The sequence below is a fragment of the Paenibacillus hunanensis genome, from assembly GCF_034055775.1.
In the GTDB taxonomy this organism is placed as follows: Bacteria; Bacillota; Bacilli; order Paenibacillales; family Paenibacillaceae; genus Saccharibacillus; species Saccharibacillus hunanensis.
In genome coordinates, this window is record NZ_CP139194.1 from 5,518,267 (window position 1) to 5,536,980 (window position 18,714).

18 protein-coding genes are annotated in these 18,714 nt (G+C 47.5%); 5 read left to right on the forward strand and 13 right to left on the reverse strand.

All coding sequences use genetic code 11. The features are described from left to right. Positions 1-133 precede the first annotated feature (133 nt). Both SK066_RS22435 and lepB read left to right on the forward strand, forming a co-directional pair. Entirely contained in the window at positions 134-1,324 is a 1,191-nt protein-coding gene (locus tag SK066_RS22435) for a hypothetical protein (protein ID WP_320543088.1), read from the forward strand. A 375-nt stretch (positions 1,325-1,699) separates the two neighbouring features. Then, positions 1,700-2,314, forward strand: coding sequence for a signal peptidase I (lepB, locus tag SK066_RS22440; protein WP_320543089.1), 615 nt, complete (start codon positions 1,700-1,702; stop codon positions 2,312-2,314). A gap of 71 nt (positions 2,315-2,385) precedes the next feature. Here the strand turns inward: lepB and SK066_RS22445 are convergent, their stop codons facing one another. Together SK066_RS22445 and SK066_RS22450 are read right to left on the reverse strand one after the other, a co-directional pair. Further along, positions 2,386-3,444, reverse strand: coding sequence for an LLM class flavin-dependent oxidoreductase (locus SK066_RS22445; protein WP_320543090.1), 1,059 nt, complete (start codon positions 3,442-3,444; stop codon positions 2,386-2,388). A gap of 326 nt (positions 3,445-3,770) precedes the next feature. Beyond that, entirely contained in the window at positions 3,771-4,118 is a 348-nt protein-coding gene (locus SK066_RS22450) for a zinc ribbon domain-containing protein YjdM (protein ID WP_320543091.1), read from the reverse strand. A 204-nt stretch (positions 4,119-4,322) separates the two neighbouring features. Here SK066_RS22450 and SK066_RS22455 point away from each other — a divergent pair, with 204 nt between their 5' ends. Then, positions 4,323-5,258, forward strand: coding sequence for a prenyltransferase (locus SK066_RS22455; RefSeq protein ID WP_320543092.1), 936 nt, complete (start codon positions 4,323-4,325; stop codon positions 5,256-5,258). Positions 5,259-5,428: 170 nt separating this feature from the next. Here SK066_RS22455 and SK066_RS22460 read toward each other — a convergent pair whose 3' ends face one another. The 5 genes from SK066_RS22460 to SK066_RS22480 form a co-directional block, all read right to left on the reverse strand. Beyond that, positions 5,429-6,448, reverse strand: a complete 1,020-nt coding sequence (locus SK066_RS22460; RefSeq protein WP_320543093.1) for a Gfo/Idh/MocA family protein — start codon at positions 6,446-6,448, stop codon at positions 5,429-5,431. Between the two features lie 307 nt (positions 6,449-6,755). Beyond that, complete coding sequence (locus tag SK066_RS22465) at positions 6,756-7,835, reverse strand: type II asparaginase (protein ID WP_320544946.1); 1,080 nt, start codon at positions 7,833-7,835, stop codon at positions 6,756-6,758. A gap of 719 nt (positions 7,836-8,554) precedes the next feature. After that, a complete protein-coding gene (locus SK066_RS22470; protein ID WP_188775970.1) occupies positions 8,555-8,902 on the reverse strand; it encodes a darcynin family protein in 348 nt (115 codons plus the stop codon). A 138-nt stretch (positions 8,903-9,040) separates the two neighbouring features. After that, positions 9,041-9,643 carry a Crp/Fnr family transcriptional regulator gene (locus SK066_RS22475; protein WP_407673720.1) on the reverse strand — a complete coding sequence of 201 codons (603 nt, stop codon included), beginning with the start codon at positions 9,641-9,643 and terminating at the stop codon, positions 9,041-9,043. 83 nt (positions 9,644-9,726) lie between these two features. After that, complete coding sequence (locus tag SK066_RS22480) at positions 9,727-10,089, reverse strand: hypothetical protein (RefSeq protein ID WP_320543094.1); 363 nt, start codon at positions 10,087-10,089, stop codon at positions 9,727-9,729. Between the two features lie 325 nt (positions 10,090-10,414). Between SK066_RS22480 and SK066_RS22485 the strand changes: the two genes are divergently transcribed. Both SK066_RS22485 and SK066_RS22490 read left to right on the forward strand, forming a co-directional pair. Continuing rightward, positions 10,415-12,058, forward strand: a complete 1,644-nt coding sequence (locus SK066_RS22485) for a glycoside hydrolase (protein ID WP_320543095.1) — start codon at positions 10,415-10,417, stop codon at positions 12,056-12,058. A gap of 439 nt (positions 12,059-12,497) precedes the next feature. Then, positions 12,498-13,208 carry a hypothetical protein gene (locus SK066_RS22490; RefSeq protein WP_320543096.1) on the forward strand — a complete coding sequence of 237 codons (711 nt, stop codon included), beginning with the start codon at positions 12,498-12,500 and terminating at the stop codon, positions 13,206-13,208. Between the two features lie 125 nt (positions 13,209-13,333). On the opposite strand, the gene SK066_RS22495 is transcribed toward SK066_RS22490, so the two are convergent. The 6 genes from SK066_RS22495 to SK066_RS22520 all read right to left on the reverse strand — a co-directional run bounded on the left by SK066_RS22495 (position 13,334) and on the right by SK066_RS22520 (position 18,575). After that, positions 13,334-13,717: a hypothetical protein gene (locus SK066_RS22495; RefSeq protein ID WP_250345064.1), complete on the reverse strand. Its 384-nt coding sequence runs from the start codon at positions 13,715-13,717 to the stop codon at positions 13,334-13,336. A 2-nt stretch (positions 13,718-13,719) separates the two neighbouring features. Beyond that, the gene (locus SK066_RS22500) at positions 13,720-13,935 is read right to left on the reverse strand and encodes a hypothetical protein (RefSeq protein ID WP_320543097.1); all 216 of its coding nucleotides are present in this window, start codon (positions 13,933-13,935) and stop codon (positions 13,720-13,722) included. A gap of 20 nt (positions 13,936-13,955) precedes the next feature. Then, entirely contained in the window at positions 13,956-14,249 is a 294-nt protein-coding gene (locus tag SK066_RS22505; RefSeq protein ID WP_320543098.1) for a hypothetical protein, read from the reverse strand. 252 nt (positions 14,250-14,501) lie between these two features. Then, a complete protein-coding gene (locus SK066_RS22510) occupies positions 14,502-17,000 on the reverse strand; it encodes a carbohydrate-binding domain-containing protein (RefSeq protein WP_320543099.1) in 2,499 nt (832 codons plus the stop codon). A 77-nt stretch (positions 17,001-17,077) separates the two neighbouring features. After that, on the reverse strand, positions 17,078-17,770 hold the full coding sequence (locus SK066_RS22515; RefSeq protein ID WP_188775977.1) for a DUF4956 domain-containing protein: 693 nt from the start codon (positions 17,768-17,770) through the stop codon (positions 17,078-17,080). Next, positions 17,763-18,575 carry a polyphosphate polymerase domain-containing protein gene (locus SK066_RS22520; RefSeq protein WP_320544948.1) on the reverse strand — a complete coding sequence of 271 codons (813 nt, stop codon included), beginning with the start codon at positions 18,573-18,575 and terminating at the stop codon, positions 17,763-17,765. The genes SK066_RS22515 and SK066_RS22520 overlap by 8 nt, the downstream gene beginning before the upstream one ends. Positions 18,576-18,714: the final 139 nt, after the last annotated feature.

Sequence of the window (18,714 nt, forward strand, 5' to 3'; positions counted from 1 at the left end):
GCACACGCGCTGAACGCGGCTTATCCGTAGGGTACATAAAATAATTCTTTAACTGGTAATATTTGTGGTTCAAATACTTATTTATTCTTTATTAATCCTGTATGAACTTATCCCCCAATAAGGAGCGACATGAATGAAAAGTACATTCCGCACACCTGCTCTTCTGCTTGTTTGCCTGTCTCTGATTTTCAGCTTTGGTATCGCTTCCAATGCTTCGGCAGCGACATCCAAAACGACCAAAACACTCGCTGCCGATCTGCGAGCTACCTCTGCCAAAGTGTTCGGTGAGCACAGCTACATGATTATGCTGGCCATGCAAAAGCAGCTCAAGCAAGCACCGGATACCCAGCAAGCGATGGCTGCACTGAATGCGAACACCAACAGCATCGCATCCCTGCTCACTGGCACGTATGCTGATGCCGCTGCTGCGCAGTTCAAGGCACAGTGGAACACACATAACCAGCGCTTTATCGAATACGCGGTGGCGATTCGAGACAAGGACACGAATAACCAGAAGGGTGCACTCGCTGGCATCAAATCCACCAGCAGCATGATGGTCACCATCCTCAAACAACAAAACCCATACATCAACGAGCAGAAGCTGCTCAACGACTTCAACGCACATAACAATAGTCTCGTTCGCTCTTTTGACGCATATGCCAAGGGACAATATGCAACAACGTATTCAGAAGTGCATTCCGCTTATGTACGTGCAGGCACAGTGGGCGCATCCATCGCTACAGCTACAGCGGAGCGCTACCCAACTCGTTTCAAACGCTCGACCACTCAAACGGATGCTGCCTATTTCCGTCAAAAAACAGGTGAAGCACTCGGTGAACATGCCATTCTCTCCATCCTTGTGATGCAAAAAGGCAATGACAACGCACCCGATCTGGCGGCTGTCAAATCCGCACTGAATCGCAATACCGACACATTGACCGCAACGCACAAGATGATCTTCGGCAACGCCGCAGGTGGGACCTTCAATACGCTGTGGAACCGCCACATTATGGACTACCAGATGTATCTGGAAGGCACAATGACAGGCGATACTGCTAAGCGTCAGGCAGCGAAGGACGATCTGGGCAAATTCGTCGCTGATCTGACCGCATTCCAGACGAGCCGTCTGCCATCCTTGAACAAAACAGCAACATATCAGGCGAATGCGATGCATGGCGCACACGTGATTACTGCACTGGATGCTTATCGTGCAGGCGATTATGCCAAATCGTACGAAGCATTGCGTACCGGATATAATCATATGTGGAAAACAGGCAACACACTGTCTGAAGCGATCGTGAAGCGCTATCCGTCCAAGTTCTAAACGCACAATTCGAGCAACAACTCCATTCGATTTGAATACAATGCAGATCAGGGCTACCGGAGGATTCGGTAGCCCTTTTCACTAGCTTTTCGCTGGGTAGCTCAAGTAGATGCAAGACGATTCTTCAGATTCACGCTGAATTCAATTTAGACTCATTTTAGATTCTTTTTAGATTTGTTTTATATCCTGCTTTATTCATTACTCATGCTCCCTATTCATTGCTTATCGTTCATCCGATGACTTTAGGTTAGACAACATGCTACTATACTAGATAGGCAAAACGGAGATATACCTCATCACTTCATCATCAGGTATACTACCAGCTATATTGCTGAGGCCTGTCTATTCGTATATGTAGCAAAGGAGACTTATTTTATGAACACACCGAACGCCGACGAACAAGTACACGCTTCCGCCAGGCGATCTGCTCGCCAATTCAAAAGCTGGGCGCTCATTATCGTGCTCGCGGTTATCATTTCTTTTCTGATACGCACCTTTGTTTTTGAAGCGTTTATCGTAGATGGAAAGTCGATGGAGCCTAATTTCCATACGAACGAGAAGGTCATCGTGAATAAGCTGGTCTACAAGCTACACGATCCACGACCCGGCGAGGTGATCGTGCTTCATGTGCCATCACGACATAGCGACTTTATTAAACGTGTTATTGCTGTAGGTGGAGATGAAGTTCGCGTACAGGGCGAGACGGTGACAGTGAATGGTCAACCGATCGCAGAGCCATATATCGCTCAGGCGATTGCAGCCGCCAAGCAGCAACATACCGTGTATAACATTAACGATTTCCCATCTAATGAAGTACCAGATGGAAAAGTACCTGAAGGCTATGTGTTTGTGATGGGCGATAATCGCTCCCATAGTCAGGATAGCCGAATGGTCGGTTACATTCCGCTGAGCGATGTGATTGGACGTGCCGATCTGATCTTTTGGCCGCTTGCGAACGCACAGCGAATTGTGCCTAATGAAGCAACATAATAAAAGGCAGTCTCACGTTATGGAGACTGCCTTTTGTGTATATTCAATTGTGCTTACTGCACATGCTTGTCTTATTTCCCGTTCTCCTGCTCCCAGCGAGCCACTTCCTCACGTACGATTGGAGCGACCTCTTTGCCCAGCAGCTCAATCGCGCGCATCACGTCATCATGATTGGACATGGTGCCAACAGGTGTATGCAACATGAAGCGAGTAATCCCTACCTGCTTGCGCAGATGGATGATCTTCTTCGCTACCGTCTCTACATCACCTACATACAGTGCACCCTCGAAGCTGCGTGCAGCATCAAAGCTAGCGCGTGTGTAAGGACCCCAGCCGCGTTCGCGTCCGAGTGAGTTCATCACTGCCTGTGTGGGTGGGAAAAACTTCTCTGCGGCGCTATCGTTCGTATCGGCGATGAATCCGTGTGAATGCGAAGCGACCGACAGCTTGGAAGCATCATGCCCAGCATGAGCCGCCGCCTTATAATACAGTTCCACTAGCGGCGCAAATTGCGTTGGACGACCACCGATAATCGCCAGTACGAGTGGCAGACCGAGCAAGCCTGCACGGACAACGGATTCCGAATTACCGCCACTACCGATCCAGACCGGAAGTGGATCCTGCACCGGACGCGGATAGATACCGCGATTATCGATCGCTGGACGATGACCACCGCGCCAGGTTACTTTTTCCGATTGCTGAATTTGCAGCAGCAACTCCAGCTTTTCATCGAATAATGCGTCATAATCCTCCAGATTATAGCCGAATAGCGGGAAGGACTCGATAAAGGAGCCACGTCCAGCCATAATTTCGGCGCGTCCGTTCGAGATCGCATCCACCGTAGCGAATTCCTGAAAAACGCGTACCGGATCAGCCGAGGATAGTACGGTTACTGCGCTGGTCAGGCGAATACGCTCGGTGCGTGCCGCCGCTGCTGCCAGAATAACCGCTGGAGCAGATGCTGCGTAATCCGCACGATGATGCTCCCCTACGCCAAAGATATCCAGACCAACTTGATCCGCCAGGACGATCTCGTCCACGACCTGACGAATACGCTCTGCATGACTGATCGTCTGCCCTGTCTCTGTGTCTGGCGTTGTTTCTACAAATGTACTAATTCCGATTTCCATGTTGTTTTGCCTCCCAGTATGGTTGTATCTTTTGACTTTGACTATATCCAGCAGCTGTAGCTTGTCGTTATCGCTGCTTGTTCAGGTTCGTATATAAAATCATGCGAGCATTCATTGATAGGCGTGTCTATTGTATGCCTGTTCGCCAAATATCTTTATTTCAAAATATCTAATATCTTTATTTAAAACTATTTTGGGAGGCAATGCAAGTGTTTCTGCAAATCTCACGCTGAAAACTTCTGCGAACTCATCCCCTATCGTTAACCTGTATAAACAACAAATCGCCTGCTGCGCGTATGAAGGCACAGCAGGCGATTGTTAGGTTGTCAGGCTTTTTTGACAAATTCGGACTTCAGCTTCATCGCACCAAAGCCATCGATTTTGCAATCGATATTATGGTCGCCTTCTTCGATCAGGCGAATACTTTTCACACGGGTACCGATTTTCAGGACAGAGGAGCTTCCTTTGACCTTGAGGTCTTTGATGATCGTTACACTGTCGCCGTCCTGTAGGATGTTACCGTTAGCATCGCGTACAACAAACGCGTCTTCCGCTCCGTCCGTTTCGCTGCCTGGTGTCCATTCGTGTCCACATTCCGGGCATACGAGCAGACCGCTTCCGTCCTCGTAGGTATAAGCGGAGTTACACTGCGGACAATTTGGCAATTCGTTCATATTCATTTCTCCATTCATGAGTTCCATGCGCCTATTTTCCCACAGACTGTATCATCTGGCAATGTCGGATATTTCCATTCAAATTGCAGATATTTTTGGAAAAGTGACAATAATTCCCTTGAATGCTCTCCAATCTGTTAAGAGAACGTAGCGCAGTGGTATACATGAAAGAACAACAAAATGAGCGATGAAAGGGAGGCTGGTATGAGTCATTCTATTTTGCAGGCGTTCACGCTACGCAATGCGATGCGTCTGGTACGTCCGATTGCTGTACTATGCTCCAGTGTGGCGATTATTTTCTCCGGCGTTTTTCCGCTACTTACATATGGAGACGTTCCTGTGTCTACCATGATACTCATTGCCGCAGTGCTGCTGGTTGGCTGTATTCTAATCCATGGTATTCTCACGCATGCGCTCAATGATTATACCGATCACCTATCAGGTACAGATCAGCTTAGCCCGGCGATGTTATCTGGCGGCAGTCGTGTCATTCAAGAAGGGCGTATCACGCCGGGACTGCTGTATCGGTTCGGCCTGTGGATGACAGGCATTTTGCTAGTGCTGGACGCTATCCTACTATTGACTGGACAGTACCGCTTGGCGATTTTGCTAATGGTAGGCATCTGGGGGGCAACGTCATACTCGCTGCCTGCATTACGGCTCAGCTACTATCCACTTGCTGGCGAATGGATCAGCACTTTTCCGTCCGCATTATTTCTTGGACTGGGCGGCGCATGGCTGGCAACTGGCGAATTCCCACTCTGGTCGGTGCAAAATGCGATCATCAACGCACTCTACTGCATCGCATGGGTAATGGTGCATCATATTCCTGATCTGGACGCTGACCGCCAGGCTTCTCCAGTCAAACGAACCAGTGTTGTCTGGTGTGCCGATCGCTGGGGTGTAAGCTTCAGCAGAGTTCCTGCGATCGCATATATGCTGCTTATCGCCCTCTGCTCCATCTGGCTGGCAGTTAGTGAACGGTATGTCGCTGCAATCGGTATCGGTATCATCGTGCTGCTATCGCTCTGGTGGATCTGGAAAATGGATGTGCAGCAACCCAGTTCCGTTACAACCTGTGAAAAGAAGCTGCTATTACTCGCTATTGCTGGCGCCGTGCTACTCGGCATTTTCGTGTAATCGATATGGCTGGATAGAGCCTTGTATGTACAAGCAGTCTAATATAACAGGTGTTTATATGAAATATGCGACCTAGCGGATGGAGTATCCAACCCACTAATGAAGCCTGCAACTGGATAGTCGCAGGCTTCGTTGATGTACGCTGTTACGATGCGATTATAAACCGCCGCTTACTGCTCTCGACGAATATACAATGGACGCACATCCACATCACTCTCGGAAGCAGGCTGACGCAGCGCCTCCAGCACAACCTGTGCATTGTAGCCATCATAGAAGTCATAGATTCGACCTGTCTGACCGTGTAGCAGCTTCACGATCTCTCCAAAAATCGGCAGGTGGCTTTGTTCCGGCGATATCGACGGTTCCACCTGTTGCGGCGCTTGATCCGTCTCGTTCCAGTAGAGCTGCTCCCAGTTTTCCAGTGCGATATCGCCCTGCTCACCATGCACCAGCAGCGAGACACGCTCCTGCTCCGCCTGACCGCTGTGTCCTGACAGCTGCACACGCAGTCCATTTTCCAGTGTTAGCGTCGCCTGTACTTGTGTCTCACACTGCTGCGGATCGTCTGGATAGATTACATGGCTCTGTACATGCGTAATCTCGCCAAAGACCTGCTGAATCATATGAATCCAGTGTACGCCTACCTCCAAAATAAACCCGCCCTGATGACGTGTAGAAATCCAGCTATTTTGCTGCCATGCACGCGGCCACTGTGGAAAATGCAGCAGCAATTCCAGCTCACGAATGGCGCCTATCTTCCCTTCATTCACCCATTGCCCCAGCTGTAATACAGCAGGCTCCTGCGGGAAGGAGAAGTGCACAGCATGCAGCTTGCCCGACTCTGCTCCGCATTTCAATAAGGCGTGCGCCTCATCCAGACTGTTAGCCAAAGGCTTTTCACAAAATACAGCAATCCCCCGCTCAAATGCTGCGAGTGCCGCATCATAGTGAAAGGCAGGCGGAACCGCGATATATACGAGATCCGGCTTGATTTCATCTAGCATACGGATATATTCCGCCGCTTCATACTCGCTTGCCCCTGTTGCCGCTACAGCACGGCTGCGCTTGTCGCCATCGGCATCACACACCGCGACTACCTCCGCCTGATCCGCATAAAGCGGTAGCCAATGATATACTAACCTTTCTCCCATGTTACCCAGTCCGGTAACAGCGATACGAATTGTGCTCATGATCATTCTCCTGTTCTTGTTATATATGTAGTTGAAGGATAAAAATGCCCATCTGCAATCAAAATCAAAATCAAAATCAAAATCAAAATCAAAATCAAAATCAAAAAGATGAAAACAGCGCTTGAGGAAGAAATCAAGAAAAGTTTAAGTGCGCAAAAGCTCCTACTATATTTATCATCTATATGTATCTTAGCACCTCAAGCGCAGGTTGGTCACATCACTACAAGCCAAAAGCCGCTCTCACCTGAGAACGGCTTCGGTAATGATAAGGCTATAACAGCACAATTATTCCAAAATAATCTTTTGCTTAATACTCATCAAAAAACGTCTGAATTTGCTTCGCATCCTTCGTTTGAGTCAATGCCAGCATGAGCAGAATACGTGCTTTTTGCGGATTAAGCGAGTCAGATGAGATCATGCCATTCTGGTCATCCTCATCAGAATGGGTCACGACACCACTGCCGGTCCGAGTCGAACGAACAACCGCCACGCCAGCTTTAACCGCCTTGATCGCACCTGCTTTGGATAGCTTGGACAATGACCCATTACCGCTACCTGCTACGACGATTCCTTTGGCTCCTGCGGCTACGGCTGCATCGTACAGATAACTGCCATTATTCTGATATTCGTACAAAATATCGACCTGCGGCAATTCAGTCAGATCGGTAATATTGAATACCGAATCCGCAGTATGCTTACGAGTCGGCTCGTTATAAAAATACACTTTACCACCGGATACAACACCTAGATAGCCCTGCTCGGTCGATTTGAACGTATCCGTTCCGGTTGTATTTGTTTTCGTAATATAACGTGCAGCACCAATTCGGTCGTTCAATTCGATCATCACACCTTTGCCTGTTGCTTCTGGCGTGCTGGCGATTTTCACCGCGTTGTACAGATTAAATGAACCGTCTGCGCTGATCGCTGTTGCTGGACGCATCGCTCCGACTATCACGACTGGCTTATTGCTTTTGACCACTAGATCGAGAAAATATGCCGTTTCCTCCAGTGTATCCGTACCATGTGTTACGACCACGCCGTCCACATCGTCGGAAGCGAGCAGCTCATTAATTCGCTTGCCTAGCTTGAGCAATACGGCGTTATCCACATCCGGGCTACCTACATTGGCGATCTGCTCGCCGCTCACATTGGCAACCTCCTTCATCTCTGGGACGGCATTAATGAGTGTATCGATACCGAGTGCCCCTGCCGTATAGCCGGTTACATCAGTATTGGAGGTAGAGGAACCGGCAATTGTACCGCCAGTCGCCAGTATTTTGATATTAGGCAGGTCTTGGTTTACCGGTGCCGTAGCTGTTGTCGCTGCCGAGACGGCGGTACTAGCCGAACTATATGCATTAGATGTTACAGATGCTGACGTCACCATCTTGTTCGCCGCTGATGGTGTTGCCGCTGCTGCTGATTCCAGCGTGATCGGCAGCACCAGTGCTGTTGCCAGTACGAATGCTCCGATATTTCGTGTCCAGCCATTCCATTTGATCATAAGTGTTCCTCCTTCAGAATATGGGTTGAATATGGCAGCCATGTACAGCTATCGTGCGTTCAGATTTACTTATGTAATGCCGACAGCAGATTTGCAAATCACACATCTATGTAGTATTGATCAAAAAGTGTAGCTCCACCTCCAGTTCATAGAATGACAAGAACAGATCAATTTGTGTGATTTTAATTAACATTAAATCGTTTAATTTGAGGTAAAGTATAATAAAACTACTTATTTAGCGTCAAGTAATTTTACATAAATATAAATGTTCATGCATAATATACAAATTATATTTTGGGATTAAAGGTATATTTTCTCATTATTATTTATTTTGCTTATAAAAACAGCTCTACTCATTCATGCGAATGCGTCTTTACTATTCAACTTCGAGCATAGGTAGCAAACATGCTTTTCGTTCACTCCATCGAAAAAAGCGCATCCTGCCGTCTGCTTGTACAGACCGCTTGATGCGCTTTTACTCATGCTTTTACTAATAGAATTATAGAGCCGTAAAGCGGTAGAACGATAAGAAATAGAGCAACGGATAGCGATTCAGAATGCTCACGATAGCGGCTTAATGCCGTACAGATCCCACGAACATGCTATACTCTTTCATCCATACCGAGCACTCGTTTTTCATACGATTCAAAAGCATTTTCCATCCCCATAATGACGTTCTTAATCTTCATATATCCGCGAGTGTATGGCTCAGAATCGCGGATCGCTTCCCACATATAATGGTACGATTCCATATCCTCGGTTTCGCATACGACAAAGTCCGTATAGTCCTTACCCGGCAAAGCCTCGGCATCGAAAAAGCGCACCTCTACACGATCCTTATAGCTGGCAATAATCGTTTGCAGCTTCTCCGCATGTACACGTCGTTGCTCGCGTGGTAGGGCAAGCCAGGAAGGGTAAAATTCAAGTAACACAATCATCATATAACGCATACGGTATTCTCTCCTTTATAACAGTGGCAACTTACTTGATTCGTATCCACTGACTAATGTATCTATAGTGTAGTGCCTGGTGGAGTGAGTGTGCATTAACACAGGTTAATGACAGATAAATAGTGGACTCGAATCCCATTACCCTCCACTTTCCTGATGAAGTAAGCGACTAAGCGATACAGGAGAGATACCGATATACGAAGCGATATGGTACTGGGGAATACGCTCGGCAAGTCCAGGATATTTGCGTAGAAAAGCGTCATAGCGCTCTCTCGCAGATAGGTAGAGCAGCTCGCGCTCGCGTTCTTCCTTGCGTATATATAGCCGCTCCACGCTCAGACGTACGAACCGTTCCCAGCTATGATGCTGCTTCATCAGTTGCTGGAGAAGCGTATGCTCGATCTCAATAACGAGCGCATCCTCCAATGCTTCGATCGCCAGTGAGGATGGCTGATGAGTGATCATCGCCGCATGAGAAGTAGCAAAATCGCCTTCCACTGTAAAAGCCACATTGTACTCGCGTCCATCCTCCAGCGGATAGTACAGACGGAACAGACCCCGTACGCAAAAATAGGCACGCTCCACCAGCTGCCCTGCTTCGATTAGTCCTGTTCCTGCGGCTATATCGCGCACGATCGTATGCTCTTGCAGTAGCTTCCACTCCGCTGGAGTCACGTCTGCTTGCATCGCTAGCCGATACAAAGCTGCATAGTTGTCCTTTACATCCATAGGGGTATCCATGCCTGTACCTCCATTTTGCCAGTATTCCCTATTCTGTCTTCTGTCTTCTGTCTTCTGTCTTCTGTCTTCTGTCTAAAATAATTTTAGATCAGTCGTTGCTCCAGGGAAGCAATCGCCAATTGCAATGCCACGAGGCGACGCTGATTCAATGTGCGCTGAGGACTTCCATCCTTTGCCCGGGTAATCTGCGCTTCAATAGAGGGAAGAATCCCACACAGAACATTTATAGATAGCATAACCTTTTCCCCATCCGCAGTGAAAGGCTCTCCCTTCCAGGCATTTCGTAAGCTGTCTAGCCCAATGCGCATCGCACCCAGCCTTTTTGCGATCAGCGTCGTCGATGCTCCTTTATCCAGCGCGCTTTGATAAGCATTCGCAAGCTTACGACAGGTCGACTCCAGGGACGCAATAGACAGCTGTTGAACCTCTTCACTAACCGACTCCATCTCCATTCCCCTTCCGTTCGCTAGTCATTTCCCCGTTTGCGATGTGTAACTAAAAAGAATCATCATCATATTCTATATCGTATATCATATACCAGGGCACTAGAGCGAATAGGCAAACTTTACTGGCATAACCCGTTCATCCCACTCCATAAAATTGCATAAAATTCCCTATACATAAATCAATTGGAATGGTCTATACTGAATTTGTAAGCGTATACAATTTTAAAATAAATAAACGTATCTTCATCTCCCTACATAAGCTCCAAATCAGGCAACAATCATTACGTGTTATTTCCCATTTCACTTAACCCAAGGAGGCATAATAATGCAGCATACTAGAAGCAAACGAATACGCCTGGGCGCAAAGCTAGGCGCATTATCTCTATCTGCGCTCCTTCTATCTGGCGCAGCGGCACAAATTACACACGCACAGGACAGCAATACTATGTCAAAGGAGGCGAGTAGCAGCGTGCAGCATATTCATGTAAATGGACAACAGCAGTACCAGACGATGGATGGCTTTGGTGCTTCGGGCGCATGGAGTATCGACCATATCGGTTCGGAATGGTCGGAGAAGAATAAGAAGAAGATTGCCGACCTGCTCTTTTCACAGGATAAAGGGATTGGTCTGTCGATCTGGCGCTTTAACATCGGGGCAGGTAGCACCGAGACGGATCAAGATATTATCAGTGATCCATGGCGCCGTGCCGAAAGCTTCAAGTCCAGCGCTACCGCTCCTTATGATTGGTCAAAGCAGGCAGGACAGCAGTGGTTTTTGAAGGCAGCGAAGCAGCGCGGAGTGAGTAAAACGGTTGCCTTTGTAAACAGCCCTCCCGTATGGATGACCAAGAACGGTCATGGACAGCCGGATGATTCGGTCGGCAGCACGAATTTGAAGGCAGATCAGATTGACAATTATGCTGTCTTCCTCGCCGATGTGCTGGAGCATTTTGATAAGCAAAAGCTTGGCTTTGACTATATTAGCCCGATTAACGAGCCAACCTGGGATTGGAACAAATCCGGTCAGGAGGGCAATCGCTACAATATGCAGGATATTAAGCAGGTATTGAGCGCTCTGCATAAGGAGCTAGAGCGTCGCGGCTTGCATACCGAGGTGGATGCGATTGAAGCGGTAGAATATCTGTCCCTGCTCGATAATGATCTGTATGCGGAGTTCACAGGTAAGCCGGGCAGTCAGTATACGAGCGGCAATGCAGGTGGCAAGTATGAAGGGAAATACAGTGAATATATTCGCGAGCTGCTCGGTGATCCTGCTACTGCGGCGATGATCGGCAACAAGATTAGTGCCCATGCCTACTGGTCAGATCAGCCTAATGCGGGCGACGATCGTCTGGTACAGCTACGCAAGCTGGTGCATGAGAATCTGGAGCGCTATACGCCATCTGCGGCATTCTGGATGTCGGAATATTGTATTCTCGGTGATCGCGGACCAGGACGTGATCTGTCGATGAATACCGCGCTGGATGTGGCGCGTGTGATCCATTTTGATATGGTAGAAACGCAAGCATCCGCATGGCAGTGGTGGCTCGCGGTATCGAAGGAGGATTACAAGGATGGTCTGATCTATACCGATTACAAAAATCCGGGCGATCCAGAATCGATCATCGAATCTAAGCTACTATGGACGATGGGGAACTATAGCCGCTTCGTTCGTCCAGGTGCAGAACGTATTGAACTGGATGGTGCCAATGATCCGAACGGGCTGATGGGCTCTGCCTACTACCACAACAAGGATCGCCAGCTGTCGATGGTATTCGTGAACTATGGGAATGAAGCACGCACCATCCAGCTCGATATCGATCAGCTTCCGGGTGGCAAAGATGTGAAGCAGCTCAAGCCTTATCTGACCTCCGATACGAGCGATCTCAAAGCGATGCCTTCCATTCCAGTGAAGAAAACAGTCACGATTCCTGCTCGCTCGGTCATGACATTGGTTGGACATAACTGATCGACACGGATAGAATGCTCACGCTGATCCACTACACGTAAAGGCACAAGCTGAACGACAATAATTACAGGCAATGTAATACGACGGCAGGCACTATCATACGCCTACAACGATCTAATTACAGAGGCTTTCACCCAGCACTTTATCGCCAGTTATGTACAGGGCAGGAGTGCAGGTGAAAGCCTTTTTTTATTTTCGGTTATATAACTATTAAGATTCCAATTATGCTAAAATTTAGAGAATAGAACACCATATATATACGATATAGAGCTAATCTTCCTCTATTCCTCCTAAATGTAGACGACCTTTCTACGTAATATATCGTATTCGTACATCGCTTGAAGCTATTACTGTAGGATACTGCGTAATATGCTGTCTGTCGTCCGCTGCGCTGATGCCGTGTTGCTATGACATCCATTTTACGGAAGGAGAGATGACGATGAACAAGAAGTCTGCGGCTCTGCTTGCAGTCGCCATTGCACTGGTAGCCTATGCCCATGCAGCCAACCAGCGTCATCACATCTCCACGTCGTCCCCTACATGGTTAGCCAGCCAGACTGCAACGCCTGCCACACTCGCACTCGCCGATAGTAATGAAGTCGAGCCTAAAAATAACAACGCTAATTCCTCCACTGCCCTGCCTGCACGCACGATTACTAGCGAAAGCATGACACTCGATAGCCTGGCCGCTCAGCTATCTACCGATACCAATATTACGATCGATGAAGCACGTCAGTGGATTGAAGCCGATCAGAGCCCGGAGATTGGGGCTAACGATCAAGCTCGCTATGTCGTGTTTACTTCCTTCTTCCATGCTACCGATGCCTTTACTCCCTATCTTAAAATCTATTGCGAAATCGAGCAAAACGGCTCTACCCCTTCGATTAAACGTATTATCTCCTATCATCTTGTGCATGTGTTTGGCAGCTTAAATAAGCCTTTTGCAGGGAATGTCGATGTGTTTCTCGCCAGTCCGGATACGATTCATTATGTGGTCAATGGGGATTTTTATGAGCAAGGAATCACGACAACACAGCTGGATACCAGCCCCGATGGTTTAATGCGATTAACCTATTTGATCACAGGCTCGGCAAACTGGTACGCGTATGTATATAGTGAGCAGGATATTCGGTATCCGCAGGGCGATTAGTCGTTGATATATGTTTATGGTTCTCTGTTACATGAATAAAAGCTGCCGAGAATATTGATCTCGACAGCTTTTTTAGTTAAGTATGGACTATTTCAAAGGGTGTAGCTTTAAACTTGATAAACGAATTATATTTTTAAATCTAAAATAGCACGCGATTCTGTAAAGCAATTGGCAGGCGGTTGTACATAAAAGATATGACTTTCAATATGTGTATAATCTATACTCACCTCTACCCTCCATTTACCGTACCATCGACGATGAGCAACAACAGGCACATGGATATAACTTACAATTTTTCTGTTTGTATTATTTTTTTGAGGGGTGTAGAAACTAGCTTGATTTTGTACAATGTCATCATTATAAAACCAGTTAATTTCAATAAATGTAGTTTGAGAAATTGACTGGCATTCTACAACTGCAAATACCATTTGATCAATAACGTAAAAATATTTGCATGTTGGCCCCGGCTCCATAGAATTGGAATGAATAGTTTTACAAATAGTAAGCATATTCATTCACCAGAGTGTCGGTTTTTAAATCTCCATTTCACTTCACTAATACCATAGCCCATAATAAAGCAAATGGGAATCCATGTACTTAACTGAATCCATGTATCCTTTGGAGTTATAAAGCTGTTATCCATTTGAAGTAATATAATAATGACAATGCTACAAATTAATCCTGTGACGATGGAATTTTTTAAAAGAAATGCTGTTTTAGGCTTCATGCCAATCACTCCACATTAAATTATTTAAAAACAGCATTATCAATAGCTTGCCAACCAGTTGTTATAACACCTCCAAGTGCCCCGAAAGAAGCTCCTGTGATCCCTCCAACGATAACTCCAGGTGGACCAAATTCAGAAAAAGCGATTGCTCCTCCGATTGCTCCTGTTTCTGCACCGTGTCTTGCATTAGGAACAACATTACTCTTAAAATCATCCATTACTTTCTGTCCAAATGTTTTTCCTCCTGTTGTTGAAGCCACATGACTATTGCTACTTGAGTATACTCTTCCACCGGAAGAACTTGATACATGCATACCATTAACCTCCCTATAATAATATGTTACTAACATCATTAATTATATGTATTTTATTATATAATAAAAGTAAAACTATATATAATTAAGCAAAAAATTGGTGAATTTAAACTACATTTTTTTGGTTCTAATTCCATTTATAAGAGAGTCGATTCTGTGTAATTAGAGTAAAGAACCAACTAGCTGAACGACTAAACGAAAACCAGACATCCCGCATGATCACATGTGGGATGCCTGGTTTTTGTTTTTCATTTATTTTGTGCTACTTGTGGAGCTGTCTGTCGATGTATTGCTTGCTCCATCTGTTGTACTCGAAGCGTTACCCGATGTACCATCTGGAGGTGTCATTCCTCTACCGCCACCTCCACCACCTGGGCCGGATGCTCCATTCGGATTGCTATCCGATACACCGGATTCGGTCAGCCATGTCACATTATTCGTTACGTCGAAGCTGACAACCTCTGTTCCACCGCTATATGCACCATCTGCATACAGACCATTCGTTGCGGTGCCTGTCGATTGACCTCCACTGTACAGCGTGTAGCTACCTGCTTTTAACGCTGGTGAGCTGATCACGATAGACTGATAATCCTTGCTCGGGGCAAAGGTCAGCACATTGTTGCCTGCGCTATCCTGCAAATGAACGAGTGTACCTGCGGTCTGTGTTGCCGAATAGCTCATTGCGATGGAGTACTGGGAGGAGCTATCCGATGTGGATTGCAGCATACCCGAGCTACCTGCCGAGACCAGATAGCCACCTGTCATTTCAAATGTACCATCGTAGTCGAGCGCACCGTTACCATTATCGGTTGGGCCATTCACGATAACCGTACCACCAGACATGGTGATCGAGCCATTCGCATCCAGTCCATCTCCAGCTGCATCGACATACAATGTGCCGCCGCTAATATTCAGCAGTGCATTGCCTGCTGCCTCAGGGCCACCACCGCCCATGCCGCCTGTCGGTGGAGCTGGTGGCTGCGAGCCAGTCGCCTGATCGTCTGTGCCTGTTGGTGCTGTCGTGGCAGAAGCCGTTGTTGTTGTGCTAGTCGATGCCGCTGCTGCTGTTGTAATCACAGCCGTATCGGTCGCTGCTGCTGTCGTTTGAGCCGTCGTATCGCCTTCTGCTGTTGCGTCACCTGTCGTTGTCGACGTCGCTGTTCCTTCGGAGGCATTCACGCCATCATCTGTAGCCACTACATGAATATCTCCACCGCTAATATCGATCGTTGTGCCTTCCAGACCTTCATAGCTATTCACGATATCGACTGTACCTGCTGTAATATGGAGCGTTGTCTCTGCCTGCATCCCATCATCGCCTGTTGTTAGCTTGAGTGAGCCGCCATTGATCGTTACGCTACCGTTACTGTGTACACTGTCATCCTTGGCATCGATGGTAAATGTACCGCCATTGATCACCAGATCGGTGCCTGCTTTGAGTGCCTTGGCACTATCGGATGAGGTGGAGGTGTCCGTGCTATCCGTTGTCGTTGCATTTGCCGAATTCGTGGCTGTATTGCTAGTAGCATTGGACTTGCTAGCAGCAGATGAAGCCGTCTGCGTACTGCCTGTCGCTACATTTGCCGTTACAATCGTAGCCGATGTGCTTGCATCGCTGGAAGCTGCTGTATTCGTTGTGCTACTGGCTGTACTGTCCTGGTTGGTCGTACTATTCGGCGTAGCTGTGTTGCCTTGATTCGCTGTACCTGGCTTAGCTGGAGGCGTTCCCCCACCACCCATAAAGCCGCCCGGTGGCATCTCCTGTGTATGCGGTTCTGCTTCGGCACTGCCGCCACCTGTTGTGATCGTGTAGGTGCCATTATCGGCAACCAGTGCTGTCTCCGCTTGAATACCATCATTGGTTGCAGTGATAGTAAATGTACCGTCAGCAATAGCGACAAAGCCTTTATCCGTTGCCTCATCATTCGTCGACTTGATTCCATCTCCACCTGCGTTAATCGTAAACGTGCCATCCTTGATCGCTACCATGTCTTTACCGACGATGCCATCATCCGCAGCATCGATCTGGAATGTGCCGGATACAATTTTCAGATCGTCCTTACTGGTGATGCCATCCTTGTAATTGGCATCGATATTCAATGTACCTGTACCGTTGATCGTCAGATCGGCTTTACTAAACAGAGCCGCGCTCGGCTCATCGGTCGAGCTATCTGCGAATACATAATTAGCACCGTCCGTGAGTGTATTTTCCGTGCCATCCTGTAAGGTAACAATCACATTGTCTGCCTCTTGAATATAGATGGGTGCGCTATCGTTGTTCGTAATATTCGCTCCATTCAGCACGATATGCACATCGCCCTCGGCTGTACTGTTCACTACAATCTGTCCATCGGTCAGCTTGCCACTGATCACATACGTGCCTGCACTGGAGATCGTAACAGTGCTACCAGAGACTTTGGCACCTGATCCGGTTACTGTCGCTGTTGTGCCGTTCAGCTTGATTGCAGTCGAGCTGTCTGCACTCCATTCGGTCGACAGGTCTTTCTTTTTAAAGGTTACTAGATCGGCACTGGTCGTTTTCACTGGCGTTGTAACCGCCGCTGTGCTGACAGTAGTTGCGGTGGAGGTCGTAGCTGCACCAGTGGCGCTGGTCGAAGTGCCTGTGCATGCTGCCAGAATCGAGGCAGACAGCACGAGTGCGCCAAATACGGCAGTCACTTTTTTCGGGATTAATGTTTTGGCTTTGGGCTGTGGGGAGGTGGATACCTTCGATTGGTTAACTTTTCTCATCGGAATCTTCCTTTCGTCTATGCTTACGTTGGATAAAATGTCAGGCATTTTAAGTTCGTTTATACGTTGTTATATGATTAATATTCATTAATAGGTGATGGACTCATCGTCAGGGACAGGTCTAGATTACCGTTGCGACAACGGATTTCATCGAGAAATGCTTTCTGGTCGGTCGATGACTGCATGGTGACGGTATAGATGAGCTCATACAGACTGCCTAGCTCGGTGGTGCGAATTTTCTTCAATTCATGCTTTACGCCAAAACGCTGGAACACTTCCTGGAAAGCTTCTTCATAACTCAAGTTCTCTGGAATCGTTACTTTGAGCATTCGCTGCGTCGTTTTACGACTACCAAAGTTTAATCGATTCAGGATGATCATCATCACGCATAGAATGATCGTAAACAGAATCGCATAACCATAATAGCCTGTACCTACCGCCAGCCCGGCTGCCATCGTGAACAGCACATACGCGATATCCTTCGGATCACCGGGTGCACTGCGGAAGCGGATGATGGAGAACGCTCCGGCAAGACTGAAGGCGCGAGCGATATTGCTGCCGATCAGCAGAATGATGATCGCGACAATCGTAGGCAGCAGAACCATCGTCAGGGTGAAATTTTGCGAAAATCCAGAGCGATTGGTGTACATATACGTCAGGCTAATGAGACCGCCCAGTATAATGGAGATCACAATCGTGATCAGTGCATTCGTTAAAGTGAGGTCTGTCGCAGTAGAACTCAGTGTACTGGTGAATATATTTTCAAGCATATTGAATCGTCTCCTTGTCGGTCGGAATATGAAGGGTTGGTGGCTGTGCTGGTATCCGCTCAGGTGCAGGTGGCGTTAGTGGTGCAATCTGCTGGCGGCTACGGAGTAGCTTTTTGTACTCGTTGCCGTATTTGGAAAAGCTCGTCCGGTACAAGCCGTGCTTGGCGAGCAAGCGGGATAACCAGAGCGGCACGGTATTTTCAGCCTTGACCTCCATCAGCCATTGATCGGGCTCTAATAGCTGTTCGCCATAATCGCCCTGCTCCAGCTTCAGATCGTAGCGACGACAGCGAATATTCGTATCAAACGTAATGCGCAGATCGCGACTTTCTTTGCTGAACAATGCCTTGCGGTCATAGGATAAATACAGCTTTGGTGCAAGATCGTACAGGCGCAGGAAGTACGTGATCTCGTTCAGCACCTGCTTGTTCATGTAATCCTGTAACACTGGCGCATCGCCTGTCTGGACAAAGGCATAGGCTTCATCCAGCCGCAGCGCCGTACGCCGCTTGTTCACCAGCCCGGTAAACTTCTTTTTGATCTCCAGATACACCCGATCTGTTTCCTTCGGCACTCCGTAAGCACGCAGGCGAAGCTTTTCCTTATACTTCGGCTTTGCCAGACTCGCTCGGATCAATGTATCCGTCGGTGTATCGTAGTAGATATTGCTGATCGAGTAGAAATCATGCTGCTTGTTATACGCATCCAGCTCCATATAGTCCAGCAAATCTGCATACAGTTCATTGAATTTGGCTGTATTCATCAGATACTTACTCTCATAACGGTTAAATACCTCAATCGCCATGGTCATTCATTCCTTTCCTATGTGTAGGTTGTTGGTTGTATGTTGTCTTCCATCAATGTGTTACCTGTTAGTGTGTGTCTGTTGCTGATAGTTGTATCTTAAAAGGAGAACCTTTAGTGAAACTTAAATATTTTACATT